The 25,925-nt window shown below is 70.1% G+C and carries 23 protein-coding genes; 4 read left to right on the plus strand and 19 right to left on the minus strand.

Annotated elements, in window-relative coordinates; genetic code table 11:
* Nucleotides 1-19 precede the first annotated feature (19 nt).
* On the plus strand, nucleotides 20-1,408 hold the full coding sequence (locus VGN58_RS14705) for a TolC family outer membrane protein (protein WP_327483923.1): 1,389 nt from the start codon (nucleotides 20-22) through the stop codon (nucleotides 1,406-1,408).
* Between the two features lie 151 nt (nucleotides 1,409-1,559).
* On the opposite strand, the gene VGN58_RS14710 is transcribed toward VGN58_RS14705, so the two are convergent.
* Nucleotides 1,560-2,780 carry a CaiB/BaiF CoA-transferase family protein gene (locus VGN58_RS14710; protein ID WP_327483924.1) on the minus strand — a complete coding sequence of 407 codons (1,221 nt, stop codon included), beginning with the start codon at nucleotides 2,778-2,780 and terminating at the stop codon, nucleotides 1,560-1,562.
* Nucleotides 2,777-4,078: a lipid IV(A) 3-deoxy-D-manno-octulosonic acid transferase gene (gene waaA / locus VGN58_RS14715; protein WP_327483925.1), complete on the minus strand. Its 1,302-nt coding sequence runs from the start codon at nucleotides 4,076-4,078 to the stop codon at nucleotides 2,777-2,779. Before waaA ends, VGN58_RS14710 begins: the two co-directional genes overlap by 4 nt.
* An 87-nt stretch (nucleotides 4,079-4,165) precedes the next feature.
* On the opposite strand from waaA, the gene lpxL reads away from it, so the two are divergent.
* Nucleotides 4,166-5,050 carry an LpxL/LpxP family Kdo(2)-lipid IV(A) lauroyl/palmitoleoyl acyltransferase gene (gene lpxL, locus VGN58_RS14720; RefSeq protein ID WP_327484675.1) on the plus strand — a complete coding sequence of 295 codons (885 nt, stop codon included), beginning with the start codon at nucleotides 4,166-4,168 and terminating at the stop codon, nucleotides 5,048-5,050.
* On the opposite strand, the gene VGN58_RS14725 is transcribed toward lpxL, so the two are convergent.
* The 6 genes from VGN58_RS14725 to VGN58_RS14750 all read right to left on the minus strand — a co-directional run bounded on the left by VGN58_RS14725 (nucleotide 5,041) and on the right by VGN58_RS14750 (nucleotide 9,953).
* The gene (locus tag VGN58_RS14725; RefSeq protein WP_327483926.1) at nucleotides 5,041-5,904 is read right to left on the minus strand and encodes a lipid A biosynthesis lauroyl acyltransferase; all 864 of its coding nucleotides are present in this window, start codon (nucleotides 5,902-5,904) and stop codon (nucleotides 5,041-5,043) included. The genes lpxL and VGN58_RS14725 overlap by 10 nt on opposite strands.
* A 31-nt stretch (nucleotides 5,905-5,935) precedes the next feature.
* Entirely contained in the window at nucleotides 5,936-7,258 is a 1,323-nt protein-coding gene (locus VGN58_RS14730) for an O-antigen ligase family protein (protein WP_327483927.1), read from the minus strand.
* On the minus strand, nucleotides 7,230-8,369 hold the full coding sequence (locus VGN58_RS14735; protein ID WP_327483928.1) for a glycosyltransferase: 1,140 nt from the start codon (nucleotides 8,367-8,369) through the stop codon (nucleotides 7,230-7,232). Before VGN58_RS14735 ends, VGN58_RS14730 begins: the two co-directional genes overlap by 29 nt.
* Before the next feature lie 36 nt (nucleotides 8,370-8,405).
* Entirely contained in the window at nucleotides 8,406-8,603 is a 198-nt protein-coding gene (locus VGN58_RS14740) for a zinc-finger domain-containing protein (RefSeq protein ID WP_327483929.1), read from the minus strand.
* 158 nt (nucleotides 8,604-8,761) lie between these two features.
* Complete coding sequence (locus VGN58_RS14745; protein WP_327483930.1) at nucleotides 8,762-9,340, minus strand: YceI family protein; 579 nt, start codon at nucleotides 9,338-9,340, stop codon at nucleotides 8,762-8,764.
* A gap of 25 nt (nucleotides 9,341-9,365) precedes the next feature.
* A complete protein-coding gene (locus VGN58_RS14750) occupies nucleotides 9,366-9,953 on the minus strand; it encodes a malonic semialdehyde reductase (RefSeq protein WP_327483931.1) in 588 nt (195 codons plus the stop codon).
* Nucleotides 9,954-10,062: 109 nt separating this feature from the next.
* Here VGN58_RS14750 and VGN58_RS14755 point away from each other — a divergent pair, with 109 nt between their 5' ends.
* Nucleotides 10,063-11,040, plus strand: a complete 978-nt coding sequence (locus VGN58_RS14755) for a mitochondrial fission ELM1 family protein (protein ID WP_327483932.1) — start codon at nucleotides 10,063-10,065, stop codon at nucleotides 11,038-11,040.
* On the opposite strand, the gene glnE is transcribed toward VGN58_RS14755, so the two are convergent.
* The 4 genes from glnE to VGN58_RS14775 form a co-directional block, all read right to left on the minus strand.
* Nucleotides 11,033-13,852, minus strand: coding sequence for a bifunctional [glutamate--ammonia ligase]-adenylyl-L-tyrosine phosphorylase/[glutamate--ammonia-ligase] adenylyltransferase (gene glnE / locus VGN58_RS14760; protein WP_414710802.1), 2,820 nt, complete (start codon nucleotides 13,850-13,852; stop codon nucleotides 11,033-11,035). The genes VGN58_RS14755 and glnE overlap by 8 nt on opposite strands.
* Before the next feature lie 201 nt (nucleotides 13,853-14,053).
* A complete protein-coding gene (gene lipB, locus VGN58_RS14765; RefSeq protein WP_327483934.1) occupies nucleotides 14,054-14,722 on the minus strand; it encodes a lipoyl(octanoyl) transferase LipB in 669 nt (222 codons plus the stop codon).
* Complete coding sequence (locus VGN58_RS14770; protein ID WP_327483935.1) at nucleotides 14,710-14,988, minus strand: DUF493 family protein; 279 nt, start codon at nucleotides 14,986-14,988, stop codon at nucleotides 14,710-14,712. The genes lipB and VGN58_RS14770 overlap by 13 nt, the downstream gene beginning before the upstream one ends.
* A 99-nt stretch (nucleotides 14,989-15,087) precedes the next feature.
* The gene (locus VGN58_RS14775) at nucleotides 15,088-16,035 is read right to left on the minus strand and encodes a CsgG/HfaB family protein (RefSeq protein WP_327483936.1); all 948 of its coding nucleotides are present in this window, start codon (nucleotides 16,033-16,035) and stop codon (nucleotides 15,088-15,090) included.
* Between the two features lie 232 nt (nucleotides 16,036-16,267).
* Between VGN58_RS14775 and VGN58_RS14780 the strand changes: the two genes are divergently transcribed.
* Complete coding sequence (locus VGN58_RS14780) at nucleotides 16,268-17,131, plus strand: EamA/RhaT family transporter (protein ID WP_327483937.1); 864 nt, start codon at nucleotides 16,268-16,270, stop codon at nucleotides 17,129-17,131.
* A gap of 59 nt (nucleotides 17,132-17,190) precedes the next feature.
* Here VGN58_RS14780 and VGN58_RS14785 read toward each other — a convergent pair whose 3' ends face one another.
* The 7 genes from VGN58_RS14785 to mreC form a co-directional block, all read right to left on the minus strand.
* Entirely contained in the window at nucleotides 17,191-18,390 is a 1,200-nt protein-coding gene (locus tag VGN58_RS14785; protein WP_327483938.1) for a D-alanyl-D-alanine carboxypeptidase family protein, read from the minus strand.
* A 111-nt stretch (nucleotides 18,391-18,501) separates the two neighbouring features.
* Nucleotides 18,502-19,686 (minus strand): septal ring lytic transglycosylase RlpA family protein, encoded by a 1,185-nt coding sequence (locus VGN58_RS14790; RefSeq protein WP_327483939.1) that lies wholly within the window; start codon nucleotides 19,684-19,686, stop codon nucleotides 18,502-18,504.
* Nucleotides 19,683-20,822 (minus strand): lytic murein transglycosylase B, encoded by a 1,140-nt coding sequence (gene mltB / locus VGN58_RS14795; protein ID WP_327483940.1) that lies wholly within the window; start codon nucleotides 20,820-20,822, stop codon nucleotides 19,683-19,685. The genes VGN58_RS14790 and mltB overlap by 4 nt, the downstream gene beginning before the upstream one ends.
* Before the next feature lie 129 nt (nucleotides 20,823-20,951).
* The gene (rodA, locus tag VGN58_RS14800; protein ID WP_327483941.1) at nucleotides 20,952-22,088 is read right to left on the minus strand and encodes a rod shape-determining protein RodA; all 1,137 of its coding nucleotides are present in this window, start codon (nucleotides 22,086-22,088) and stop codon (nucleotides 20,952-20,954) included.
* Between the two features lie 27 nt (nucleotides 22,089-22,115).
* Nucleotides 22,116-24,158, minus strand: a complete 2,043-nt coding sequence (gene mrdA, locus VGN58_RS14805) for a penicillin-binding protein 2 (RefSeq protein ID WP_327483942.1) — start codon at nucleotides 24,156-24,158, stop codon at nucleotides 22,116-22,118.
* Nucleotides 24,159-24,161: 3 nt separating this feature from the next.
* The gene (gene mreD / locus VGN58_RS14810; RefSeq protein ID WP_327483943.1) at nucleotides 24,162-24,647 is read right to left on the minus strand and encodes a rod shape-determining protein MreD; all 486 of its coding nucleotides are present in this window, start codon (nucleotides 24,645-24,647) and stop codon (nucleotides 24,162-24,164) included.
* Complete coding sequence (gene mreC, locus VGN58_RS14815; RefSeq protein ID WP_327483944.1) at nucleotides 24,644-25,846, minus strand: rod shape-determining protein MreC; 1,203 nt, start codon at nucleotides 25,844-25,846, stop codon at nucleotides 24,644-24,646. Before mreC ends, mreD begins: the two co-directional genes overlap by 4 nt.
* Between the last annotated feature and the right edge of the window lie 79 nt (nucleotides 25,847-25,925).

The following is a 25,925-nucleotide window of genomic DNA, read 5'->3' on the forward strand; positions in this document are numbered from 1 at the left end:
ATTAAACAAGGAACCCCGCATGAGCCGTCGCCCCCTCGTACTCGCGCTCGCCCTGGCCCTGCCGTCCGCGGCCGGCGCCACCGACCTGATGCAGACCTATGAGCTGGCGCGCACCGGCGATCCTCAGCTGTCCATCGCCGAGGCCACCCGTCTGTTCGACAAGGAAGGCGCGGTGCAGGCGCGTGCGGCGTTGCTGCCGCAGGTCAGCGGCAGCGTCGGCTATTCGCTGAACCACAGCAGCCGCCCGGGCAACCTGGTCAACGACGGCAACGGCGGCCAGATCGACATCGGCGATACCAAGAGCCGCAGCTACGGCGTGGACGTCAGCCAGACGATCTTCGACTGGAGCCGCATCGCCAACCTGCGCGGCCAGCGCGCCATCAGCCAGGCCGCCGACTACGACCTGGCCTCGGCCAACAACACGCTGATCACCCGCACCTCGGCCGCCTACTTCAACGTGCTGATCGGCATCGAGTCGCTGGCCGCCGCCGAGACCAACGAGGCCGCGTCGAAGAAGCAGTTCGACTACGCGCAGAAGCGCCTCGATGTGGGCCTGGCGCCGATCACCGACGTGCATGAAGCCCGTGCCCAGTACGACAGCGCGCGCGCCAACACCATCCTGGCCCGCAATGCGCTGGACGACAGCTACCGCGCCTTGGCCGAGATCACCGGCCAGCCGATCAGCGGCCTGAAGGGCCTGCCGGACGACTTCCGTCCGGAACTTCCGCCGGAACAGAACGCACAGGCGTGGGTGGACCGCGCGCTCGAGCAGAACCCGGACCTGAAGTCGGCCGAATACGTGCTGGAGTCCGCGCAGCATGGCGTGTCCAGCGCGCGCGCCGGCCACTACCCCACGCTGAACTTCCGCGGCGGTTATTCCAACGGTACCGCGTGGGACTCTGTGCACGGTCCGCTGAGCCCCGGCATCTCCCAGGATGACGAAGGCTACAACTGGGGCATCACCCTCAATGTCCCGATCTTCTCCGGTGGCGCCACCCAGTCCGGCGTGCGCCAGGCGCTGGCCCAGCGCGACCGCGCGGCCGACGGCATGGAGCAGACGCGCCGCGCGCTGATCCGCAACACCAGCAACGCCTACCAGGCGCTGGTCGCCGGCGTAACCGAAGTGGAAGCCCGCCGCTTGGCGGTGTTCTCCGCGCAGAGCGCGCTGGATGCCTCGCAGGTCGGTCTGGAAGTCGGCACGCGTACCGTGCTGGACGTGCTGCAGAACCAGCGCACGCTGTTCCAGGCGCAGGTCGAGTATGCGCAGGCCCGCTACAACTTCCTGCAGAACCGCCTGCTGCTGGAACAGGCCGCCGGGACGCTCGACGGAACCGACGTGCAGGACATCAACCGCCTGCTGACCGCCGACGCCGAAGCGCGCCTGTCGTCGCAGCCGGTGTCGCAGTAACGCCAAGCGCACCACGCACGATCACGACGGCGGGCTTCGGCCCGCCGTCGTCGTTTCCGGCGTCAGGCACTGCTGTAGGAGCGACGTGAGTCGCGACCGCACGCCACGGAAGATGTCCGGTCGCGACTCACGTCGCTCCTACACGTGCACGTCAGATCGCGCCACGCGCACGCAGCGCGGCGATCTCCGCATCATCGTAGCCGGCCTCGCGCAATACCTCGTCGGCATGCTGTCCGAGCAGCGGTGGTGCATGCCGGTGCACGACCGGGGTGGCCGACAGCCGGATCGGACTGTTCACCAGCGGCAATGCGTCGGCCAGCGGATGCGGTAACCCGGCCACCATGCCCCGCGCCTGCACCTGCGGATCGGCGAACACGTCGGCGAGGTCGTTGACCGGTCCGCAGGGGATGCCGGCGGATTCCAGCAGCGCCAACCAGGCCCGCCGTTCGCGCGACAGCAGCCGTTGCTGCAGCAGCGGCACGAGCACGTCGCGATGGCGAACGCGACCGGCATTGGTCGCGAAGCGCGTGTCGTCCGCCAGCTGCGGCTCGCCGAGCAGGCCGCACAGCCGCGCGAACTGCCGATCGTTGCCGACGGCGACGACGATATGCCCGTCGGCGACGGTGAAGACCTGGTACGGCACGATGTTGGCGTGCGCGTTCCCCTGCCGCGGCGGCATGTCCCCGCTCACCAGATAGTGGCTGCCGAGGTTGGCGAGCATCGCGACCTGCGTGTCCAGCAATGCCATGTCGATCACTTGGCCCTGGCCCGTCGCATCCCGGTGGCGCAGCGCGGCGAGGATGGCGACGGTGGCATACATGCCGGTGAACAGGTCGGCGACGGCCACGCCCACTTTTTGCGGCTCGCCCTCGGCCGCGCCGGTGACGCTCATCAGGCCACCGAGTCCCTGGATGGCGAAGTCGTAACCGGCACGCTGCGCGTACGGGCCGTCCTGGCCGAAGCCGGTGATCGAGCAGTACACCAGCCGCGGATTGGCGGCGCGCAGCGTGGCGGCGTCCAGGCCGTAGCGCGCCATGTCGCCGACCTTGAAGTTCTCCACCAGCACGTCGCTCTGCAGCGCGAGCCGGCGGATGACCGCCTGCCCCGCCTCGGTGGCGATATCGACGGTCAGCGAGCGCTTGTTGCGGTTCGCGCACAGGTAGTACGCCGATTCCGTCGTCTCGTTGCCGTCGGCGTCGCGGAGGAACGGTGGCCCCCAGCGGCGGGTGTCGTCGCCGCTGCCGGGGCGCTCGACCTTGATGACGTCGGCGCCGAGGTCCGCCAGCACCTGCGTACACCACGGACCGGCGAGCACGCGCGTCAGGTCCAGCACGCGCACACCCGCCAGGGCCTGCGGCGCTGCCGTGCTCACGCCACCGGCGCCGGCAGGTGCGGGGCGATCATCGCCAGCGTGCGCGCCAGCGCGCCGCGTCCGTGCTCGACCAGCGCACGGCCGCGGTCGGCCATCGCCTGGCGGCGGGCGTCATCTGCGAGCAGCGCTTCGACCGCATCGCCCACGCCGGCCGCGTCGGGCGCGATCACCAGCGCATCGGCTTCCGTCAGGCGACGGGAGATCTCGCTGAAGTTGTACAGGTGCGGACCGGTGACGGCAGGGGTGCCGACGGCGGCGGGCTCCAGCAGGTTGTGTCCGCCGATGGCCTGCAGGCTGCCGCCGACGAAGGCCACGTCCGCGCAGGCGTAGAACGCCATCAGTTCGCCCAGCGTGTCGAGCACGAAGACGTCGTTGCCGGTGGACGGCCAGCCCTCGCCGCGGCGCGTGCCGACGTTCCAGCCCGCCGCGCGCGCCGATTCCGCCACGCGCGGAAAGCGTTCGGGATGCCGGGGCGCCCACAGCAACAGCAGGTCCGGCCAGCGCTTGCGCAGGCGCGCATGGATCGCCAGCACCGGCGCTTCCTCGTCCTCGTGCGTGCTGGCGGCGATCCAGACGGGACGCCCGGTCGTCAGACGCTGGCGGAAGCCGGCGACCACCTCGGCCACGTTGGCGGGTACGGGAATGTCGAACTTCAGGTTGCCGACATCGCGCACCTGGTCGGGCCGTGCGCCCAGCTGCACGAAGCGCGCGGCATCGTCGCCGGACTGCGCCGCCACCCTGCGCACGGTGCGCAGCGTGCGCGCGATCAACGGCCGCAGCACGCTGTAGCCGCGCAGCGATCGCGCGGACAGGCGCGCATTGAGGATGTAGACCGGCACGCGGCGATCGTGGCAGCCGAACAGCAGACTGGGCCACAGTTCCGTTTCCATGATCAGCGCCAGCCGCGGCGGGAACTGCGCGAGGAAGCGTGCGACGGCGCCGGGCAGGTCGTAGGGCGAATACACATGCAGCACGCGCTCGCCCCACAGCGCCTGCACGCGCTGAGACCCGGTCGGCGTGATCGTGGTGACCAGCAGGCGCAGGCCGCGATGCCGCTTCAGCAAGGCGTCGACGACCGGCGCGGCGGCGTTGACCTCGCCCACCGACACCGCGTGCAGCCAGACGTCGACGGGACGCGATGGCGTGGCGTAGCTGCCGTAGCGCTCGCTCCAGCGCAGGAAGTACTCGGGATAGCGGAAGCCGCGCCAGATCAGGTGGTAGACGGTGACCGGCGTCAGCAGGTACAGCACCACCGAATAGAGGATGCGCAACAGGCGTTCGGCGGTGCGGTTCGACATGGGCGACAAGGATACCCGGGGCCACCGTTACAATGGGTCATGGCCGAATCCGAGAAGCGATCCTCCGACGCGGGCGAACGCCCGCCCATGGGCCTGCGGCAATGGCCATCGTGGCTGGGCATCGGTCTGGCCTGGCTGGTCGCCCGCGTGCCGTGGCGCCTGCAGCGCGTCCTCGGCCGCGGCGTGGGTGCGCTGCTGTACCGCGTGCTGCGCGACCGCCGGCGCGTCGCCCTTCGCAACATCGCGCTGTGCTTCCCGGAACTGGACGCATCGCGCCAGGAAGCGCTGGCGCGCGCCAGTTTCGGCGAACTGGGCATCGGCCTGTTCGAGTTCGCCCGCGCCTGGTGGGGCAGCGTCGATCCGATGCGGAAGGGTCTGCAGGTCGAGGGGCTGGAGCACCTGGCCGCCGCCCGTGCGGGCGGCCGTGGCGTGATCGTGGTGTCGGGCCACTTCACCACGCTCGAAATCTCGGCGCGCCTGATGTGCGACTACGCGCCGCTGGCCGGCATGTACCGCCCGCACAACCAGGGCGCGATGGAATGGGCGGTCAAGCGCGGCCGGCTGCGCTACGCCACCGCGATGTTCACGCGCGAGGAACTGCGTCCCGCGCTGAAGCATCTCAAGCAGGGCGGACTGCTGTGGTTCGCGCCGGACCAGGACACGCGCCGGGGCGACAGCGTGTTCGTGCCGTTCTTCGGCCATCCCGCCTACAGCCTGACCTCGACGCACCAGCTGGCGCGTCTCTCCGGCGCCGCGGTGATGGCGTTCTCGCATGTGCGTCGCGAAGACGGCGGCTACACGCTGCGGTTGTCGCCTGCGTTCGAGGACTTTCCGTCGTCCGATGCGACCGCCGATACCGCGCGCGTGATCGCCGCGATCGAGACCATGGTGCGGCAGGCGCCCACGCAGTACCTGTGGATCCACCGGCGCTTCAAGCGCCAGCCCGACGGGCGCGGCGCACTCTACCGGTAGAGATCCGGTTCGCCGGGCGGCCGTGTCTTGAAGCGGCGGTGGATCCACAGGTACTGCTCGGGATGCTGGCGCACGACGGCTTCCAGTTCGGCCATGTAGCGCGCCGCATCCTGCACCGGATCGCCGCTCGGCCATCCGCTCCAGGTCGGCTCGACCTGCAGCCGGTAGCGGCCGTCTTCGTCGCGATGGAACCAGAACGGCAGCACCACGGCATTGCCGCGGCGCGCGAGATCCGGCGTGGCCGTCAGCGTGGCGGCCTGCACGCCGAAGAACGGCACGAACGCGTTCTGGTAGTTGAAGTCCTGGTCGGCCGAATATGCCACGATGCCGCCGCGCGACAGCGCGCGCAGCAGGCCGCGCACATCCTTCTTGCCGATGACGTCGGCGAACACGCGGCGGCGCGCGTCGTCCATCAGGCGCTCGATGCAGGGATCGTTGTTGCGCCGCGCGACGATGGTCACGCGCTCACCCAGCGCGTCGCCCAGCAGGCGCGCGCACAGCTCCGAATGCGGGATGTGCCCACCGAACAGCAGGATGCCGCGCCCCTGTGCCTGCGCGGCGCGCACGTGCTCCAGGCCCTGCACGTCGGCGAGGCCGCGCAGCGCGCGTGCCGGGGCGTACCAACCGCGGATGAGCTCGAAGACGCCGGTCACCGTGGCGCGCACCGTGGCACGCACCAGTCGCGTGCGCGTGCGTTCATCCAGCTCGGGAAAACACAGCGCCAGATTCGTCGCCGCGTAGCGCCGACGCTTGCCCAGCAGCGGCCACAGCACCACCGTGGCGAGGCGTCCGAGTGCGAGCAGCCCGGATTGCGGCAGGCGCGCCACCGCGGATGCCAACAGATGGGCGGGCATCACGAACCAGCAACGCACGCCCGACGCGCGCTCACTCGCCATCGCGCGCCAGCAGGCTGCCTGCGTACAGCGCCGCCAGCATCACGGTCAGCCCGCCCCAGAAGGTGGAATAGAACGCCAGGTGCGTGTTCAACGGAAACACCGTGACCGCCAGCGCCAGCATCGCCGGCCGTGCGCGGTCCTTCGCCTGCGGCGTGGCATAGCGCCAGGCGCGCCACGCCAGCGCGGCGCCGGCCAGCCACAGCAGCAACCCGATGACGCCGGTTTCGCTGAGGATCTCGAGGATGATCTGGTGCGCGTGCAACGCAGGACCCTCGCCCCAGGCGGGCCGCTGCCCGGGCATCGCATCGCACGCCGGATAGGCCTCGCGGAATCCGCGCGCGCCCACGCCATTGACCGGATGATCGATCACCATGCACGTGGCGGCGGACCAGATCTGCGCGCGCCCGGAGAGCGCCGTGTCGACGCCCGCCCCGTCCGCCGTCAACACGTGGGTGGTGCGCACGACGCGTTCGCGCACCTGCGGCGACATCACGGCCAGGCAGGCCAGCAGCAATCCGCCGAAACCGAACACCGCCGCCAACCGCTTCCAACCGAGCAGGCGCCAACCGGAAAACACCAGTACCAGCGCATAGGTGATCCAGGCCGCACGGGCGCCGGCCAACAGGACCACGATGCCCACCAGGGTCGCGGCCAGCAACCATCCCGCCACGTCCATGCGCCGCGCGGCCACGAACAGCAGGAAGGGCGACAGGCTGGCCATGACCATACCGAGCTTGAGGTTGCATGGCCCCAGGAACCCACTCAGCCGATCCACGGCCAGCGTCGCATCCGGCGTGCACATCGGCCGGCCACTGATCGCCTGCTTGAGCTGATCCAGCCCCCAGAACAGCGGACTGGTGCCGAAGACCACCTGCGCCAGCGCATCCAGCGTCCAGACCGCCACGATGATGGCCAGGCCGTTGAAGGTCGTGCGTCGTGCCGGCGCGTTCGCCACCGACGCCGCCACCAGCCACAGGAACGGCAGGTAACGCAGGTCGACGGCCGCCTCGCGCAAGGCGCGCGGCGCATCGACGGCATCCACCGCCGAGATCGCCTGCGGCAGCCAGTAGGCCGCGAACAGCGCGCTGGTCAGCGCCCAGGCGCCACTGCTCAGCAAACGGGTGCCGTTGCGGAATCGATCCATCAGCAGGCGCACGATCGCCGCCAGCGCGCCCAGCACCATCACCGCCTCGGCATAGCCCGGCGCCGGCCACAGGGCGACGAACGTCAGCACCCACGCCGGCGCCCAGCGCCAGCCGTGCGGCGCGCGACGCGCGGACGTGTCAGGGAGCGTGGGCGAGTCGGCGGTCATCGGCGAGATCGTGGTAGAGGGCGAGCGTGGCGTCCTGCATCGCGCGCAGGGTGTAGGCGTGCATCGTAGCCAATGGCGGCGACGGATGGGCAAGCATCGCCTTCACGGTATCGAACAGGCGATCCTCGTCGAAGGGCGCCACCGCACCGCACGGTTGCAGCTCGGCCAGCAGTTCGCCGACACCGCCATGCGCCCAGCCGGCGACCGCACGCCCCACCGACAGCGCCTCGATCACCGTGCGACCGAAGGCTTCCGGTTTGTGCGACAGCTGCAGCACCAGGTCGCTGGCGGCGTAGGCGCGTGCGATTTCGGTGGTGGGTGGCGTGATGGCCACTGCCTCCGCGCACGCCGCACGCGCCGCATCCGCTTCGAGATCGAGCACGTACTGCTCGCGCCCGGCTTCGCGTGCGCCCGGCATCCACACGCGCGCATCGATGCCGGCCCGGCGCAGGCGGGCCAGCAAGACGATGGCATCGTGATGACCCTTCAGTCGGGTGCCGCGGCCAGGCAGCAGCAGGAGCGGTCCCTCGCCGGCCAGTGCCGGATGCTGCGCTGCCGCCCACGCGCGCGCCTCATGATCGGGATGCGCGGTATGCGGGAACTGCGCCGGGTCGATCCCGCGCGGAATCACCACCAGCCTGGACGGATCGGTCTGCGGATAGTGCTGCAGCAGATACGTGCGCACCGTGTCCGACACGCAGATCACGCGCTCGCCATAGGTCATCACCGCGCTGTAGCGACCCGGCGAATTGAGCCCATGCATGGTGGTGACGAAGCGCGGCCGCGACGCCGCCGGCATGCCCCGCAGCGCCCACAGGCCGATCCAGGCCGGCAGCCGCGAGCGCGCATGCACGAGGTCGGCGCCGACCTCGGCGAACAGCCGTCGCAAGGCAGCGGCATGGCGCAGCGTCAGCAGCGACTTGCGGCCGATGTCGAGGGCGACGTGTTCCGCACCGGTCGCGCGCAGTGCCGGCTCCAGTCGCCCGCCGGCGGACACGACGATGGCGCGATGCCCGGCGCGCACCAGCGCGTCGGCGATCTCGAGGGTGGAACGTTCGACACCGCCGGATTCCAGCGCCGGCAGCAGCTGGACGACGGTCAGCCGGCGCATGGTCGAGAGGCGATGCGGCGCGACCGCATCAGGCGGTCAGTCGGCCAGGACGAAGTGCGAGCCGCAGTACGGGCACTGCACTTCGCCGCCGGGCGCATCCTCGATGGCCAGGTACACGCGCGGGTGCGAATTCCACAGCGCCATCGACGGCAGCGGGCAGCTCAGCGGCAGGTCGGCGCGCGACACGGTGTAGCGCTTCTCGGCGTTGGCGGGCGCGGTGGCGGTCTGGCTCATGGCGTGCAGGCGGTCGTGGAACGAGGGCGCCAGTCTACCAGCCGGCGCCACGCCCGCCCATGGAACCGCCCCCGAAGAAAACGCCGCCCGGCATGAGCGGGGCGGCGAGTCCTTACGGGCGGTACCCGGCGAGGGAAGCGCACCGGATCGCAGCGGGTTTACTTCTTGGCGTCGGCCGTGGCTTCGGTGGTGATCTTCAGCGCGACCTCGTCGCTGACCATCGGCGCGTAGGCGCCCAGGCCGAAGTCGCTGCGCTTGACGGTGGCGGTGGCGTCGAAGCCGATCGCCGGCACCTTCTTCATCGGGTGCTCACCGGCCTTGTTGAGGGTCACGTCCAGCACCACCGGCTTGGTGACGCCCTTGATGGTCAGGTCGCCGGTGACCTTCAGCTTGCCTTCGCCCGCGGCTTCCACCTTGGTGCTCGTGAAGGTGGCGCTGGGGTACTTGGCGGCATCGAACCACTTGTCGCTGGTCAGGTGCTCGTAGAACTGGTCGGCCAGCGCGCTCAGGCCGGTCAGCGGCAGCGTGACCCGGACGCTGGACGCGGCCACGTTGTCGGCGTCGTACACCAGGGTGCCGTCGGCCTGGCCGAAGTTGGCGCTCGGGTTGGAGAAGCCGAAATGGTTCCAGCTGGCCAGCACGTTGGTGTGGCCGGGGTCGATCTTGTAGGTCACCGGCGCGGCGAAGGCGGAACCGGCGAACGCGAACAGGGCGGCGACGAGCAGGGTCTTGCGCATGGGGATGTCTCCGGGTGGTGGGGTGTCAGAGGATGCGCGCGGCTTCGTCGAAGCCCAGGCGCGGGGAACGCGGGAAGATGCTGGCCGGGTCGCCGTGCCCCAGGTTGACCAGGATGTCGGACTTGATCGCGGTGCCGGCGAAAAAGGCTTCATCCACCTTGTCGGCGTCGAAGCCGGTCATCGGGCCGGCATCCAAGCCAAGCGCGCGGGCGGCGATGATCAGGTACGCCGCCTGCAGGCTCATGTTACGCAGCGAGGGCTTGCTGCGGTTTTCCCGCGGACCATCGAACCAGGCCTTGGCATCGGTGTGCGGGAACAGGAACGGCAGCTTCTCGTGGAAGTCCTCGTCGCGGCCGATGATGACGGTGACCGGGGCGTCCATCGTCTTCTTGTAGTTGCCTTCGGACAGCGCCGGACCCAGCTTGGCCTTGGCCTCGGCCGACTTCAAGAACACGAAGCGCGCCGGCGTGGTGTTGGCCTGGGTGGGGCCGAACTTCACCAGGTCGTACAGCTGCCGCAACGTGTCGTCGCTGACCTCGCCGGTGAAGGCGTTGTAGGTGCGGGCGGTGCGGAACAGCTGGTCGAGCGAGGCGGCGTCGAGGGCGTGGGACATGGGCAGACCTTCAGCGGAAGAATGGGGCCGGGGAGACCGAATGCGGGGCAGTGTAGAGTGTCCTGACTATGGCAACATCCAATCGACCCGGAACGGATTGTTTTAACAAGTGGAACGAACGCCGCCTGTCGACCCCGCTTCGCGCAGCGTCTGCACCCTGACCGACGGCCGTGCCGGCAACCTACGCCAGGCCCAGTCGCTGACGCGTGCACTCGGCGTCGAGGCGGAGGAGATCGTGCTGGAGCCACGGGCACCCTGGCGCTGGAGCGCGCCACGGATGTTGCCCGGTGCAAGGCGTGCGTTCGGTACGGCGTTCCATTCCCTGCGGATGCAGGCGCCCGCCGTCGCGATCGGCTGCGGCCGGCAGGCCGCACTGGCGACACGCCTGTTGCGCGCATGCGGCAGCCGGACGGTGCAGATCCTCGACCCCCGCCTCGATCCGGCGCATTGGGACCTCGTCATCGCGCCGGAACACGATGGCCTGCGGGGCGCGAACGTGCTGACCCTGCTCGGCAGCCTGAATCCCGTCGACGATGCATGGCTGGCGGACGCGCGCGACGCATTCCCCGCGTTCGCTGCCCTGCCTTCGCCACGCACGGCGGTGCTACTCGGCGGCGACAGCGCGCACTACCGTTTCGATGCCGCCGCGTTCGACCGGCTGGCGGCGCAGCTGGATGACGCGTCGACGGCGGGCAGCCTGCTGGTCACGACCTCGCGCCGCACACCAGGCGACGTGATCGACGCCCTGCGGGCACGCTGGTCGCAGCGGCCCCATGCCGTGCTCTGGTGCGGCCCCGCCGATGGACCGAATCCGTACGCCGGCCTGCTGGGCTGGGCCGACCGCATCGTCTGCACGCCGGACTCGGTCAACATGGTGTCGGAAGCCTGCGGCACGCGCGTACCGGTGCACGTCTTCGAGGCGGATCGCGCCAGCGGACGCCCGCGCCGTTTCCTCGACGCCTTGCGCCAACGCGGCCGCCTCCACGATCTTCCCGATGCGCCTCTCCCGTTCGATGGCGAGCCGTTGCGCGAGACCGCCCGCATCGCCGCGGACGTTCGCTCCCGTCTCGGGCTCCCGCCTAGGTAGGCACGGAAGCGAAGGCGAGTCCGTGCGCGGCGGTCGTGCGCATCACCACGGCGCGCGCCGTGGCCAGCGATGCGTGCTCGACGATCAGCCGCGGACGCCGGTCCAGGGTGCAGGCCAGCCCCTCGGCGACGAAGGTCGCATGCACGGCATCCAGCGCAGTCGCCTGCCCGGACGACAATGCGCCTGCGGTCGACAACGCGGCGATCAGGCCGGGCGTATCGCGTGGCGACAGCAGGGCCGGTTGCGCAGCCGCGTCGCGCAGCACCAGGTACTGCAGCAGGAACTCCAGGTCGACCAGTCCACCGGCGCCCTGCTTCAGGTCGAACCGCGCGGTGTCGCTGCGGTCGAGTTCCGCGCGCATGCGCGTGCGCATCCTGTCCACTTCCTCGCGCAGCGCTTCGATCTCGCGTGGCCGTGCCAGCGTGGCCCTGCGGATGTCTTCGAACGCCCGCAGCAGCGACGCATCGCCGGCCACGCCGCGCGCGCGCACCAGCGCCTGGTGTTCCCACGTCCAGGCGCGGTCGCGCTGGTAGTCGCCGAAGCTGGCCAGCGAGGACACCAGCAGGCCTTTCGCACCGTCCGGGCGCAGCCGCACGTCCACGTCGTACAGGCGTCCGGCGGCGGTCACCGCGCCCAGCAGTGCGACGATCTTCTGCGCAAGGCGCGCATACCAACGACCGGCTTCGAGCGGACGCGCGCCCTCGGATTCCGTGTCGGCCGGCGCGTCGAACAGGAACACCAGGTCGAGGTCGGAGCCGAAGCCGAGTTCCTCGCCGCCCAGGCTGCCATAACCCACCACCGCGAACCGGCCAGACGCGACGGCACCATGCGACGCGGCGACATCGCGCGCTGCGATCTGCACGACGACGCGGACCACCTCGTCCGCCAGCCACGCCAACTGGCGCACGCTGTCGCGCGCCGCCTGGCGACCGTCGAGTGCCGCCAGCGCCACCCGGAAGCTCAGCGCGAGCCTGCGCTCGTTCAGCACGCGCAGGCAGGTCTCCGGATCGTCCTCGGCCAACGCAGCTTCGCATTCGCCTCGCAACTCCGCGCGATCCGGCATGGGTCCCGACACGCGCGTGTCCAGCAGCTCGTCCAGCAGCAACGGATACTGCGCCAGCCGCTCGGACAGCAGGGCACTGCGCGCCAGCACGTCGACCAGCCGGCCCAGCGCGCTGGGCTGTTCGTCCAGCAACGCCAGATAGCTGGCACGGCGCAGGATGGCCTGCAGCAGCGAGAGCACGCGACGCAGTGCGGCATCCGGCTGCGACGACCGCGCGCAGGCCTCCAGCAATGCCGGAACGACCCGGTCGAGCCGGGCGCGCGACGCATCCGACAGCGCGCGCACGCCGCTGAACTGCGCGAACTCGCGCAGCGCGCCGTCGGCGCTGCCGGGGTCCTGGAAACCCGACGCGGCCAGCGTCTCCGCGTCGCCACCCTCGGGTAGCGCACGCCAGTACAGCGCCAGCGCTCCGGGGGCGGCATCGCGCCGGCGCGGTGCCAGCAGTTCGGCGAATTCGGCCGACACGCGTGCGCGCTGCACGTCGAGCGCTGCACGCAGGGCGTCCCAGTCCGGATAGTCGAGGCCTGCGGCGATGCGATGGCGGTCCAGCGGATCCTCCGGCAGCGCGTGCGTCTGCGCGTCGCGCAGCATCTGCAGGCGGTTCTCCAGCCGGCGCAGGAAGCGATACGCACCGGCCAGCGCGTCACCCTCTTCCGCCGACATCTGCCGGGCGGCGACCAGCGCCGGCAACGCCACGCGCAGGCGGCGCTCGCGCAGGCTGGGCTCGCGCCCCCCGCGGATCAGCTGCAGCGCCTGCACCAGGAATTCGATTTCGCGGATGCCGCCCGGCCCGCGCTTGATGTCGTCGGCCAGTTCGCGCCGTGCGACTTCGGCGGCGATCGCGGCCTTCATCTCGCGCAGGCCGTCGAGGGCGGTGTAGTCCAGGTAGCGCCGATAGACGAACGGCCGCAGCGACTCCAGCCAGGCTTCGCCGGCCTCGATATCGCCTGCCACGGCGCGGGCCTTCAGCCATGCGTAGCGTTCCCAGTCGCGCCCTTCGCGCTGGAAGTACTGGTCCATCCCGGCGAACGACAGCGCAACGCGACCGGCGTTGCCGAACGGCCGCAGGCGCAGGTCGACGCGATGGCAGAAGCCGTCGACCGTCGGTTCGTCCAGCAGCCTGGCCAGCCGCTGGCCCAGCCGCATGAAGTAATCCTCCGCCGCCAGCGATCGCGCGCCGTCGGACTCGCCGCCCTGCGGGTATGCATAGACCAGGTCGATGTCGGACGAGAAATTCAGTTCGCCGCCGCCCAGCTTGCCCAGGCCGAACACCACCAGCCGCTGCGCACTGCCGTCGGCCGCGCGCACCACGCCATGACGCTGCGCGAACTCCGCTTCCAGGGCCTCCAGCGCCGTCTGCAGGCAGACCTCGGCCAGGCGCGTGGTGCCGGCCAGGGTGTCATCGACCGTGTCCAGGCCATGCACATCGCGCCAGACCAGGCGCGTCGACTCGGCGGTCCGGTAGCGGCGCAGCAGTTCGGGCCATTGCGCGGCGTTGTCGATCGTCAGCGCGGGCACCGGCCACGGCGCGGCGCCATCGTCGCGCAGCAGTACGGTCAGCACGTCGGGCTGCCGGCGCAGGGTTTCGAGGGCGAAGTCGCTGGCAGCGATCACGTGCGAGACGCGATCGACGTGGTGCGGATCGGCAAGAAGCGCATCGACGTCGGTCGATACGGCACGCAATCGCACCAGCCCGCGTTCGATCAGGGCATCGCGCTCGGCATCCGGAAGCGGGGTCGCGTCATTCATGGCGACCGATTGTGGCATGGGGCCGCGCGAGGCACGCGATCACCGTCGTCCATGTGTGGGAGCGACGTGAGTCGCGAACGAACCGCCGCGAACGCATAGCTGTGCAATACGCCTTGGCTGAAGCGGAGCCTGTACCGCTTGGGCGGCGCCCCCCCCCGGGAAAGCGATCGCGACTTATGTCGCTCCCACACCGTACCGGCGCTAGGCCGCTTCGGAAAGATCCGGCAACGCGGCGTCGTGTTTAAACGACAGCCCGAACTGCGCCGCCATCTGCTCCAGCAGCACCGGCTTCACCTGGTCCATGCCCGTCGGGCCACCGAGATCGGCCAGCGAGACCACCTGCAGGCCCTGGTAACCGCAGGGATTGATGCGATGGAACGGCTCCAGGTCCATCGCGATGTTGAACGCCAGGCCGTGGAAGGTGCACCCGCGGCGCACGCGGATGCCGAGCGCGCCGATCTTGGCGCCGGCCACGTACACGCCGGGCGCGCCGTCCTTGCGGACGGCCTCGATGTTCCATTCGGCCAGCGTATCGATCATCGCCTGTTCGATCTTGCAGACATAGTCGCGCACGCCGACCTTCAGACGCTTCAGGTCGAACAGCGGGTACGCGACGATCTGGCCGGGGCCGTGGTATGTCACCTGTCCGCCGCGATCGACCTGGACCACCGGGATGTCGCCGGCCGCGAGTACGTGCTCGGGCTTGCCCGCCTGGCCGAGCGTGAACACCGGCTCGTGTTCGACCAGCCACAGTTCGTCGCCGCTTGCGTCGGTCCGCGCATCGGTGAAGCGCTGCATGGCGCGCCAGACCGGTTCGTACGGCTGCCGCCCGAGGTCGCGGACGACGCAGTCCGTGGTCACAGCGTCCACTTCACTTCGGGATGCTCGCGCAGCGCCTCGTGCGCGGCGTAGTACTGCGCGCGGTCGTTGGCCTGGAAGCGGATGCGCACCGACACGTACTTGCCGTTGGCCGAATGCCGCCAGGTGATGTCCTCGTGCACCACCGACACGCCGGAGGCTTCCAGCAGGCGGGGCAGTTCGGTTTCCAGGCCCGTGCCGGCGGTGCCCATCGCGCTGAGCTCGAAGGTGCCGGGGAACTGGAAGCCGTGTTCGGGGTTGTCGGATTTGATCTCCATGCCCGGATTATTGGGATGGAGACGGCGAAAGCCAAGCCGACCGGTCCCCGAACGACGAAGGGCCGCATGCGCGGCCCTTCGTTCCTGCGGCGGCGACGCTCAGCGCGCCAGCTTCACCAGGGTGGAGGAGACCCAGCCCTTGTTGCCCAGTTCGTCCTCGACTTCCCACATCACGCCGTCCTTGTTGCCGGTGGGATACAGCATCATGCCCGGATCCAGGTCGCGCACGGCCTTGCCGGTGCCCTTGGCGTTGGCGAACAGGCGGCCCGGCTTGGTCATTTCCACCGCCTGCTGGGCGTTGGAGCCCGATGCGTTGTCGGTGAGTCCGCCCAGCTGGCCGACGAGGTCGGTGTAGGCCTTCAGATAGGCCAGCGTGATGACCTGGCCGATCTCGGTATTGGCGTAGCCGCCGACGCCCGCCGCGCCCAGGCCGCTGCCGCCGAACAGGCCGCCACCGGCGCCCCAGCCGATGTCGGTCTTGACCGCGTTGCCCTCAGCCATCGCCACCTGCTCGGACGAACGCACGTCGGTCACGGTCAGCACCACGTCGGCCGTCTTCTTCTTGAAGTTCAGGCCACCGACGATGGCGCCCGCGTTGCCGCCGATCAGCCCACCCAGCAGGCCGCTGATGGCGTTGCCGCCGGCATTGCTGTTCTGCGAGATCAGGTCCGGCACCAGCACGTAGTCGGCGGCGCGGATCTGTCCCTTGCCCACGTTGGAGCGGTTGCGCAGCTCGCCGCTCGCGGCCAGGTCGCGCTCGGCCATGGCCGCGCCCATGCCGGCGCCACGATCGACGAGGGTGAAGCAGCGCGACTTGTTGACGAACACCTTGATCAGCCTCGACGGCGCCGGCAGCTGCTGGCCGGTCCACCAGTTCACCGCATCCTCCGGCTCGATCACCGAGATCGACCCCAGCGGCTTGCTGCAGGTCGGGATTTCGGCGGTCTGCTGCTTGCGCTGGTCCTGCGCGCTCTGGCGCTGGGCGAACGCGGGCAGCGCGGCCACGAGCGCCAGCATGCCGGCGGTGATACGTACGGTCTTGCTCATTCCCCTGCTCACTGATGTCACTCCTTGAAAGATTGTCGCTCCCGACGCGGAAGCGCTCCATCGGCACGGGCGACCGCGGCGCGGATGCCGGTGTCCCCGGTGCGGATGATAGGCCATGGCGGGCGCCATGCCTGCAAGCACGGCGAATGTGAAGCCGACAGGCCATCGGGGACCCTGGCCCGTGGCCGCCAGCCGGTGCGCGATAATCGCCCGCCCCGCATCGAGCCCCGCCGTGTCCTACCTGCTCATCAGCATCGTCTGCAGCGTGCTCGTCTCGGTGCTGCTCAAGCTGATGCAGCGGCGCGGGATCGACACGGCGCAGGGCATCACCTGGAACTACCTGGCCGCGGCGGTGCTGTGCTTCGTGCTGCTCGACCCGCCGCTGGCGACGCTGGCGCGTGCCGATGCGCCGCAGGGAGAGCTGGCCCTGCTGGCCCTGTTGCTGCCCGGCATCTTCCTGGCCCTGTCGGCCTCCGTGCGCGCGGCCGGCATCGTGCGCACCGACATCGCCCAGCGCATGTCGCTGGTGCTGTCGCTGCTGGCCGCCTTCCTGTGGTTCGGCGAACGCGTCGACGGACTGCGGATCGCCGGACTGGTCCTCGGCGTGATCGCCATCGCCTGCCTGGTCGTGCGCCCGGAGCGCGGCGCACGCAGCGACGGCTGGCAGGCCTGGGCGTTGCCATTGCTGGTGCTGGTGGGCTACGCCAGCGTCGACGTGCTGCTGAAGCGGCTGTCCGCCTCGGGCACCCCGTTCGCCGCGTCGCTGCAGCTGGCCTTCGTCGCCGCCTTCGCGGTGATGCTGGCCGTGCAGCTGCTGCGCGCCTGGCGTGGACACGTCGCGCTGACCCGCGCCGCCCTCGGCAGCGGCCTGCTGCTGGGCGTGCTGAACTTCGCCAACATCCTGTTCTACGTGAAGGCGCACCGCGCATTGCCCGAGCATCCGGCGGTGGTGTTTTCGATGATGAACATCGGCGTGGTGCTGCTGGGCACGCTGGCGGGCGTGTTCGGCTTCGGCGAGCGGCTCGGCCGGCTCAACCTGCTGGCCATTCCGCTGGCGATCGTGGCGATCGCGCTGATCGCCAGCGGGATGCGCTGAGCCGGAAAACAAGGAAGCCGGCATTCGCCGGCTTCGTCGTGCTCACGGATCGCGGCGGATCACTCCGACTCCCACCACATCCAGAACGCGTCCCACAGGCGCTTGAAGAAGCCGGCTTCTTCGATCGCCGTGATCGCCACCAGCGGCGATTCCGCGACGACCTTGCCGTCCAGCGTGACCTTCACGGTACCGATGGCCTGGCCTGCGGTGATCGGCGCCACTAGCGTCTTCGGCACGTCCATCGTGGGCTTGAGCTGCTCGTAACGGCCACGCGGCACGCTGACCAGCATCGGCTGCGCGACGCCCAGCTGCACGTCCTTCGCCTTGCCCTTCCACACGCGCTGGGTGGCGATGGACTTGCCCGGCTCGTACAGGCGATGCGTTTCGTAGAACCGGAAGCCCCAGTTCAGCAGCGCCAGGCTGTCGTCGGCGCGCTGTTTCTCGGAGGTCGAGCCCATCACCACCGCGATCAGGCGCTGGTCGCCGCGCTTGGCCGAGCTCATCAGGCAGTAGCCCGCGCCGGAGTGATGGCCGGTCTTGATGCCGTCCACGCTGGGGTCGCGCCACAGCAGCAGGTTGCGGTTCGGCTGGGTGATGGTGCCGACCGTGAACTCCTTGATCTTGTTGAAGGCGTACTGCTCCGGATACTCGCGGATCAGCGCGCGCCCGAGCAGGGCCAGGTCGTAGGCCGTGGAGTAGTGCTCCGGCGCCGACAGGCCGTGCGCGTTGACGAAGTTCGAGCCCTTCATGCCGATCTGCGCGGCATAGTTGTTCATCAGCGCGGCGAACGCTTCCTGGCTGCCGGCGGCATGTTCGGCCAGGGCGATGGCGGCGTCGTTGCCCGACTGCACGGCCATGCCGGTTTCCATATCCAGCAGCGACGCGGTCTTGTTGACCGCGAAACCGCTGTAGCTGCCGTCCGTGCCGGCACCGCCCTCGCGCCAGGCGCGCTCGCTCATCATCACCTGGTCGGTGGGCTTGATCTTGCCGTTCTTCTGCTCGGCCGCCAGCACGTACGAGGTCATGACCTTGGTGATGCTGGCCGGCTCGACGCGCTCGTTGTAGTTCTCGCCGGCCAGGACCTGGCCGGTGATGTAGTCCATCAGGATCCACGCCGTGGCGGTCGGGGTGGGCGGCGGCGGAATCTCGACAGCCGCAGCGGCCGGAGCGGCAGGCGCCGGCGTCGGCGCGGGCGTCTGGGCGATGGCCAGCCCCATGGCGGTGGTCGCGAGCGCGGCGAGGGCGAAACGGAACTTCATCGGCGGAAAACTCCTGGCAAGGCCGTGGGCCTGTCGGTTCGAGGCGCACATTGTAGGGAGACGCGCCGGCGCATGGGTTGGAAAGACGTAAAAAGCCGGGAAACGCCGTTCCTACTCGCGGACGATGCGCGGGCGCGCGAAGCCCAGGCTGGCGATCCTGCCCGCCAGCGCCTCGGCCGACGCGGCATCGGCCGCCCCCACGCGCAGCCGCCACAACGGACGGTCCGCACCCGGCACATCGCTGAGCCGCGCGTCGGCAATGCCCGCGGCGGTGAGCCGCGCCAGCGCGCGGTCGGCGTTGTCGCGGCTGGAAAAGCTGGCGACCTGCAGTTGCAGCGCAGCCGGGGCGCGGCTGGCCGGCACGGCGACCGCTGCGGACGAAGCGGCGGCAGGCATCGCCGACGGGGTGGCGACCGGGGTGGCCGCTGCAGGCGCGGCGGGTTTGCCGGAGGCCACGCGCACGCCATTGGCCTTCATCCATGCGTCGAACCCGTCCGCGCTGGGCGTATCGCCCGGCTTGGCCGGCACGTGGTAGCGCGCCGCCTCCTTCGGCAACCGCCCGACCAGGTGATCCATCGCCGACGACGCGGGCAAGGATGCGGGCAAGGATGCGGGCGCGGCGGCCAGCGCGGTGCCGTCCGGCGTCAACGCACGCACTTCCACCCGACCGGTGCCGCGCTGGGTGATGCCCAGGCGCACCGCAGCCGCATAGCTCAGGTCGATCACGCGGCCTTCGTGGAACGGCCCGCGGTCGTTGACCCGCACGACCACCGACTTGCCGTTGTCCAGGTTGGTGACGCGCGCGAAGCTGGGCAACGGCAGCGACTTGTGCGCGGCGCTGTAGGCGTACATGTCGTAGACCTCCTGGTTGGAGGTGCGACGGCCATGGAACTTGTTGCCGTAGTACGACGCCGTGCCCTGCTCGACGTAACCCTCCACCTTGTCCAGCACGCGGTACTGCTTGCCGAGCACCGAATACGGCGACTTGTTGCCCACGCGCGAGCGCGGCTCGGCGGTGACGAGGGGCTCGCGGATGCAGTCCAGGTCGGGCACGTGGTCCGGCGTGGTGTCGGGCACGCCCGGCTTGTAGAGACCGCCGGCGGTGTAGTCGCCGCGCGTGGACAGGTCTTCCTGCGCCGGTGCGTAACGCGAACAGTCCCTGCCGGCGACGGCCGGCGATGGCGTCGCCGGGGATGGCCGCGTGGCGCCGCCGCCCAACGGCGACGGCGACTTCTTCGGCGCCGTGCTGCATGCGGCCAACGCCACCGCGATCAGCGGCAGGGCCAGCCACTTCATGCCGGCGGAATCTCGCGACCGGCGATGGCCTGCGACAGCTGGTACACCGCCATCGCGTACATCTTGGAGTTGTTGTAGCGGGTGATCGCGTAGTAGTTCTGGAAGCCCAGCCAGTACTGCCGGCCGTCGGCGCCATCCAGCTGCACCAGCGTGGCGGTGGCGTCGGGCGCCACCGGGTCGATCGGGCGGTAGCCCTTGTCGGCCAGCTGCGCCAGCGTGTAGTCCGGCGTCCAGGTGTCCGGATTGAACTCGGCGAAGCCATCCTGCAGCTGCGCACGCGCCACCACCGCGCCGCCCGGCACCCAGCCGCCGCGCTCGCCGCCCTTCTTGCGGAAGTAGTTGGCGATCGAGGCGAAGATGTCGGGGTAGCTGGCGAACAGGTCGCGACGACCGTCGCCGTCGCCGTCCACCGCGAACTCGCGATAGCTGGACGGCATGAACTGGCCCAGCCCCATCGCGCCGGCGTAGCTGCCGGTCAGCGAGGCGATGTCGAGGTTCTCCTCGCGGCCCAGCGCGAACAACTGCGCCAGCTCGTCGCGGAAGAACTGCTCGCGACGGTGTTCGTAGGCGGCACGCTCGGGATTGCCGGTGCGCGGATAGCGGAAGGCCAGCGTATACAGCGCATCCAGCACCTTGTGGCGGCCCGTGAAGCCACCGTAGTTGGTTTCCACGCCGATGATCGACACGATCATCTCCGCGGGCACGCCGTACTGCTGCTCGACGCGGGTCAGTTCATCACGATGCGCGGCGATGAATTTGCGACCGCCGTCGATGCGCGCCTGCGTCAGGAAGCCGACGCGGTATTCGCTCCACGGCTTCACCCGCTCGGCGGGACGCGACATGGCCGCGACCACGCTGTCGAGGAACTGCGCCTTCGCCAGCGTGGCTTCGATCTCGGCCGGCGCGATGCCGTACTTCGCCGCCGTGTCCCGCACGAACTGCGCCCGCGCGGTGGGGAAATCGACCGGCTTCAGCGCTTCCGTCGGCACCTCGGCGACGCGTTCGACCGAGGTTTCGGCGGGGGTGGTGGGAGCAGGTGCGGGAGGCGTCGCCGACGCGGCCGGCGGCGGTGGCTGCGGCGTGGCGCAGGACGCCAGGCCCAGCACCAAAAGACAGGAAAGTGCGTTTCGCATCATCGGCGCGAGGGTAGCATGCAGGGTGCTGAAAATCGTGAACGTGGGGGGCAGGCGTGAGTGGAGAGGAGTGAGACGTGAGCAGAAGCGGGCCTTGCCGTTCCTCACTCCTCACTCCTCTCCACTCACGCCTCAATACCCATGCACCGGCCGGTGCGCACGCACCGCCATCACCAGGCCCAGGCCGGCGAGCAGCGACACCGCAGACGTGCCGCCGTAGCTAAGCAGCGGCATCGGCACGCCCACCACCGGCAGCAGGCCCGAGACCATGCCGCCGTTGACGATGACGTAGACGAACAGCGCCATGCCCAGCGTACCGGCGAGCAGGCGCGAATACGTGTCGCGCGCGTCCATCGCGATCCACAGGCAGCGGCCGACGACGAACAGGTACAGCGACAGCGCCACCGCGACGCCGACCCAGCCGAATTCCTCCGACAGCACGGAGAAGATGAAGTCGGTGGTGTGCTCCGGCAGGTAGTCCAGGTGCGACTGCGAGCCCTGCCCCCAGCCCTTGCCCGTCCAGCCGCCACCGCCGATGGCGATCTTCGACTGCAGGATGTTCCAGCCGGCACCGAGCGGATCGTTTTCCGGATCGCGGAACGTCAGGATGCGATTCTGCTGGTACTCGCGCAGGAACGAGAACCACGAGATCGGCGCGAACATCACCAGACCCACCGCGGTGCCGCCCAGCACGCCGGCGGTGATGAACCACCACCACGACAGCCCGGCCAGGTAGAGGCCGAACACGCCGCTGGCCGCCACCAGCATCGCCGTGCCGAAATCAGGCTGCAGCAGGATCAGCCCGGTCGGCAATCCGATCAGCAACGCCGACACGATCGTCGTGCGCCAGCCCGGCGGCAGCGGTTCGCGATGCAGGTACCAGGCCAGCATCATCGGCAGCGCGATCTTCAGCAGTTCCGACGGCTGCAGGTAGAAGAACTTCAGGTCGATCCAGTGCGCACCGTGCTTGCCGGTACCGATGAACAGCACCAGCACCAGCGGCAGCAGCGCCACCGCGAACACCCCCGGCGTCCACGCGCGCAGGCGCACCGGCGTCACCCGCGACAGCGCCCACATCGCTACCAGGCCAACGCCGAAGCGCACGCCCTGCGCCAGCACCAGCCGCTCGCCCAACGCCTCCCCGCCCGCGCTGTACAGCACGGCCAGGCCGATGCCCATCAGCGCCAGCAGCGCGCCGAGCAGCCACCAGTCCACCGTGCGCAGCAGGTGCCGCAGCAGGTCGAAGCCCGAGCGCAGGAGATCGGTCATGCCGAAGCCCTCGACGCAGAGGCGGCTTCAAGCCCCTCTCCCATTGGGAGAGGGGCGTTGAGCAGGCGCTCCGCCGGAGGGAGAGGGGCTCGGAAACTGGCTCGGAACCTGGCTCGGAACCTGGCCCGGGCGCGGATTCGCATTCGTCGGCTGCGCCGGCGCCGGTGTCGGCGATGCCGGCGATGTCGCCGGTGCCGTGCCGGCGGGCGCAGCCTCCTCCCCTTCCTTCTCGGGCATCTTCCCCAGCAGGTAGGCGTCGAAGATCTTGCGCGCCATCGGGCCGGCGGTGCTGCCTCCGTAACCGCCGCCTTCCACCGCGATGGCGATGGCGATGGTCGGGTTGTCGGCCGGCGCGAAGCCGACGAAGAGCGAGCGATGGCGCAGGTGCATCGGCAGGCTGCGCGGATCGACGGCCGCCGTGCCGCGGCGGCTGATCACCTGCGCGGTGCCGGTCTTGCCGGCCATGAGATACGGCGCACCCAGCGCCGTACGCCAACCGGTGCCGCCGGGCTGCATGGTGTCCTGCATGCCGAGCCGCACCACCTCCACGTTCGCCGGGTTCGGACTGATCGCGATGGGCGCGGGCTGCGGCACGGGTTCCCATGGCCGATCGAACCCGACACGGGTCTCCCGCACCAGGTGCGGACGCCGCAACTGCCCGCTCGCGATGCCGGCCGTGGCGCGCACCAGTTGCAGCGGGGTGACCTTCCAGTCGCCCTGGCCGATGGCGACGTTGACGGTGTCGCCGGGGTACCAGCGTTCCTTGCGCGACTTCAGCTTGGCCGCCGGCGAGGGCAGGATGCCGCCGATCTCGCCGCGCAGGTCGATGCCGGTGGGCTGGCCGAAGCCGTAGTGCGCCATGTACTCGTCGAACTGCGCGATGCCCATGTCCAGCGCCAGCCGGTAGTAATACGTGTTGACCGACTGCGAGATCGACTTGCGCAGGTCGGTCACGCCGTGGCCGCGCCGGCTGGCATCACCCCAGCCGCGACTGGTGCCGGGCAGGTAGAACATGCCGGTGGACACCACCGTGTCTTCCGGCTTGCGCTTGCCGCTGTCCAGTCCGGCCAGCGCGATCAGCGGCTTCAGCGTGGAGCCGGGCGCCACGCCGCCCAGCACCAGGCGGTTGAACTGCGGGCGCGACGGATTGTCGTTGAGCCGCTTGAAGTCCTTGCTGGAAATGCCGTTGACGAACAGGTTGGGGTCGTAGCTGGGCAGGCTGACCATCGCCAGGATCTCGCCGGTGCGCGGATCGACCGCGATCGCCGAGCCTTCCAGTTCGCCGAAGGAATCGACGATGGCCTGCTGCAGCTTCGCGTCCACGCTCAGGCGCAGGTCGGTGCCGGCCTGCGCGGGCACGCGCCCGACCACGCGCAGCGCGCGGCCTTCCACGTTCGTCTCGACCTTCTCGTAACCGATCTTCCCGCGCAGCTGCTCGTCGTAGTAACGCTCCAGGCCGGTCTTGCCGATGTGGGTCAGCGCCGAGTTGATCTCGCCCAGCGTTTCCAGATCCTTCTCGTCCACGCGGCCGACGTAGCCGACGATGTGCGCGAACAGCTCGCCGTAGGGATAGCGCCGGGTGAGGTACGGCACCAGTTCCACGCCGGGATAGCGCCAGCGGTCCACCGCGAAGCGCGCCATCTCCTCCTCGCTGACGCGCAGCTTCAGCGTGATCGGGCGGAAGCCGCGCGTCGCCTTGCGGGTGGCCTCGAAGCGCTCGATGTCCTCGGGGGAGAGGTCGATGATCTTCGCCAGGTCGGCGACCAGCTTCGCCGGCTCCTTCACCTTGTCCGGCGTGACGTCCAGGCGGAACGCCGGCACGTTCTCCGCCAGCAGCAGCCCGTTGCGGTCGTAGATGGTGCCGCGCCCGGGCACGACCGGCCGCGGGCGGATGCGGTTGGCCTCCGAGCGCGTGGCGTAGTCGGCGTGCTCGATGACCTGCAGCTTGAAGTACCACGCGCCCAGGCCCAGCAGGCACAACGCCACCACCACGAAGCCGGTCACCGCACGGCGGCGGAACTGGTCGGCTTCGGCGTGCGGGTTCTTGCCGCGTCGGCGGGCTCCGATCATCGCTCAGCCCCGCCGGCGGCGACCCAGCCGCAGCGCGTCCATCAGCACGAACAGCGGCGGCCAGAACAGCATGCCCAGCAACGGCGCCCACCAGTACTGCCAGGGCAGCGTCGGTTCGCCCAGCGTCAGGTGCACCACGGTGGTGACGATGCGGTCGTTGAGCAGCAGGCCGCCGATCGCCAGCGCCTGCTGCGACATCGGGAAGAAGCGCAGCCGCGCGCGGAAGCGCTGCAGGATGAAGGCCATGATCAGCAGGCGCAGCGCCTGTTCGCCCAGCAGCGTGCCGAACATCAGGTCGGCGACCAGGCCGATACCGACGGCGAAGCCGAGGCCCGCGCTGTCCGGCGCCTCGATCACCCAGTACGCGACGATCAGCGCCAGCCAGTAAGGGCGAAGGGGCTGCAGCACCTCCGGCAACGGCAGCAGGCCGAGCAGCAGGGCCACGATGACGCTCAGCGGCATCAGCCAGCCGGTACGGGCGCGGCTCATCGCTGCGGCTCCTGCGTGGTCGGGCGGGGCGAAGCCGGAGTATCGCGGTCGAGTCTTTCGCCGGTTACGGGCGCGCGGCCGTTGAGCCCCTCTCCCGCCGGGAGAGGGGTTGGGGTGAGGGTCGGGACGTTCGCGGGGCGTGGGGCTTGCGAAGAAGTGGGCGCGGGCGCGGATGTATTCTGCGCAGCCGCCCCGGTGCTGCCTTCGTCAGCCCTCACCCCAACCCCTCTCCCGGGGGGAGAGGGGCTCTGGGTCGCGGGCGCGACAGGTGGCGCTCCCGCCGGCTGCGCGGCACCTTCGCCAGGCGTCGCCACCTCCGGCAGAAACCGCGACGGATCCGGGGTTGGCAACGGCTGCGGTGGCGCGGACTTCAGCAGCAGCACGTCGCGGCCGCGATCCAGGCGCGCGGCCGGCGTGACGTCCCCCACCAGGAAGGCATGGCTGTCGTCCGGGCGCAGCGCGGAGATCCTGCCGACCGGGAATCCGGCCGGGAAGCGGCCGCCCAGGCCGGAAGTCACCAGCAGGTCGCCGACCTCGATGCCGCTGTTGAGCGGCACGTCGGCCAGTTCCAGCAGGTCGCTGCGGCCGCGCCCGTAGACGATCAGGCGCACGCCGTTGCGCGCGACCATCACCGGCACCGCATGATCCGGATCGGTGAGCAGCAGCACGGTGGCGTGCGCCGGCGTGGTGTCGATGATCTGGCCCATCAGCCCGCCGGCATCGATGACCGACTGCCCCACTTTCGCACCGGCGCGGCTGCCGGCGTCCAGCACCAGACGCTGCCGACCGGGTGCCAGGTCGACATCGAGGATCGGCGCGAGCTGCACGTCCAGCCCGCGCGAGGTCTTCACGCCCAGCAACGCGCGCAGCTGCGCGTTGTCCGTGGCGGCCGTCTGCAGACGGGCCAGCCGGGCGTTGGCCACCAGCAGGTCGTTGCGGAGACGCCCGTTCTCCTCGATCAGGCCGGCGCGGGTGGCGGCATCGTCCTGGACGCGGGTGGTCACCCGCCCGGGCAGACCCGCCACCCACCACAGCGGCTGGGTGACCACGTTGAGCTGCGAGCGCAGCTGCGACAGCCAGCCGCCGCGATGGTCCATGACCACCAGGGCGATGGTCAGCGCCAGATAACCCAGCAGCCGCAGCGTGCTGGCGACTTCACCGGGACGGGAGGCGACGGGCGGACCGGCGTAGGAGGGCACGGGCTAGGGACGCGTGGAGAGAAACGAGGAGTGGGAAGTGAGGAGTGCAACGCAGGCCAGGGCGGGCGAGTGGCTTCCA

This window comes from Pseudoxanthomonas sp. (assembly GCF_035999195.1).
Taxonomy (GTDB): domain Bacteria; phylum Pseudomonadota; class Gammaproteobacteria; order Xanthomonadales; family Xanthomonadaceae; genus Pseudoxanthomonas_A.

Bases quoted from the DNA above. Each gene is read 5' to 3' on its own strand.
- VGN58_RS14705 (WP_327483923.1), top strand. From the start codon at position 20: ATGAGCCGTCGCCCCCTCGTACTCGCGCTCGCCCTGGCCCTGCCGTCC.
- waaA (WP_327483925.1), bottom strand. From the start codon at position 4,078: ATGTCGAACCGCACCGCCGAACGCCTGTTGCGCATCCTCTATTCGGTG.
- lpxL (WP_327484675.1), top strand. From the start codon at position 4,166: ATGGGCCTGCGGCAATGGCCATCGTGGCTGGGCATCGGTCTGGCCTGG.
- VGN58_RS14725 (WP_327483926.1), bottom strand. From the start codon at position 5,904: ATGCCCGCCCATCTGTTGGCATCCGCGGTGGCGCGCCTGCCGCAATCC.
- VGN58_RS14730 (WP_327483927.1), bottom strand. From the start codon at position 7,258: ATGACCGCCGACTCGCCCACGCTCCCTGACACGTCCGCGCGTCGCGCG.
- VGN58_RS14735 (WP_327483928.1), bottom strand. From the start codon at position 8,369: ATGCGCCGGCTGACCGTCGTCCAGCTGCTGCCGGCGCTGGAATCCGGC.
- VGN58_RS14740 (WP_327483929.1), bottom strand. From the start codon at position 8,603: ATGAGCCAGACCGCCACCGCGCCCGCCAACGCCGAGAAGCGCTACACC.
- VGN58_RS14745 (WP_327483930.1), bottom strand. From the start codon at position 9,340: ATGCGCAAGACCCTGCTCGTCGCCGCCCTGTTCGCGTTCGCCGGTTCC.
- VGN58_RS14750 (WP_327483931.1), bottom strand. From the start codon at position 9,953: ATGTCCCACGCCCTCGACGCCGCCTCGCTCGACCAGCTGTTCCGCACC.
- glnE (WP_414710802.1), bottom strand. From the start codon at position 13,852: ATGAATGACGCGACCCCGCTTCCGGATGCCGAGCGCGATGCCCTGATC.
- VGN58_RS14770 (WP_327483935.1), bottom strand. From the start codon at position 14,988: ATGGAGATCAAATCCGACAACCCCGAACACGGCTTCCAGTTCCCCGGC.
- VGN58_RS14775 (WP_327483936.1), bottom strand. From the start codon at position 16,035: ATGAGCAAGACCGTACGTATCACCGCCGGCATGCTGGCGCTCGTGGCC.
- VGN58_RS14785 (WP_327483938.1), bottom strand. From the start codon at position 18,390: ATGAAGTTCCGTTTCGCCCTCGCCGCGCTCGCGACCACCGCCATGGGG.
- VGN58_RS14790 (WP_327483939.1), bottom strand. From the start codon at position 19,686: ATGAAGTGGCTGGCCCTGCCGCTGATCGCGGTGGCGTTGGCCGCATGC.
- mltB (WP_327483940.1), bottom strand. From the start codon at position 20,822: ATGATGCGAAACGCACTTTCCTGTCTTTTGGTGCTGGGCCTGGCGTCC.
- rodA (WP_327483941.1), bottom strand. From the start codon at position 22,088: ATGACCGATCTCCTGCGCTCGGGCTTCGACCTGCTGCGGCACCTGCTG.
- mrdA (WP_327483942.1), bottom strand. From the start codon at position 24,158: ATGATCGGAGCCCGCCGACGCGGCAAGAACCCGCACGCCGAAGCCGAC.
- mreD (WP_327483943.1), bottom strand. From the start codon at position 24,647: ATGAGCCGCGCCCGTACCGGCTGGCTGATGCCGCTGAGCGTCATCGTG.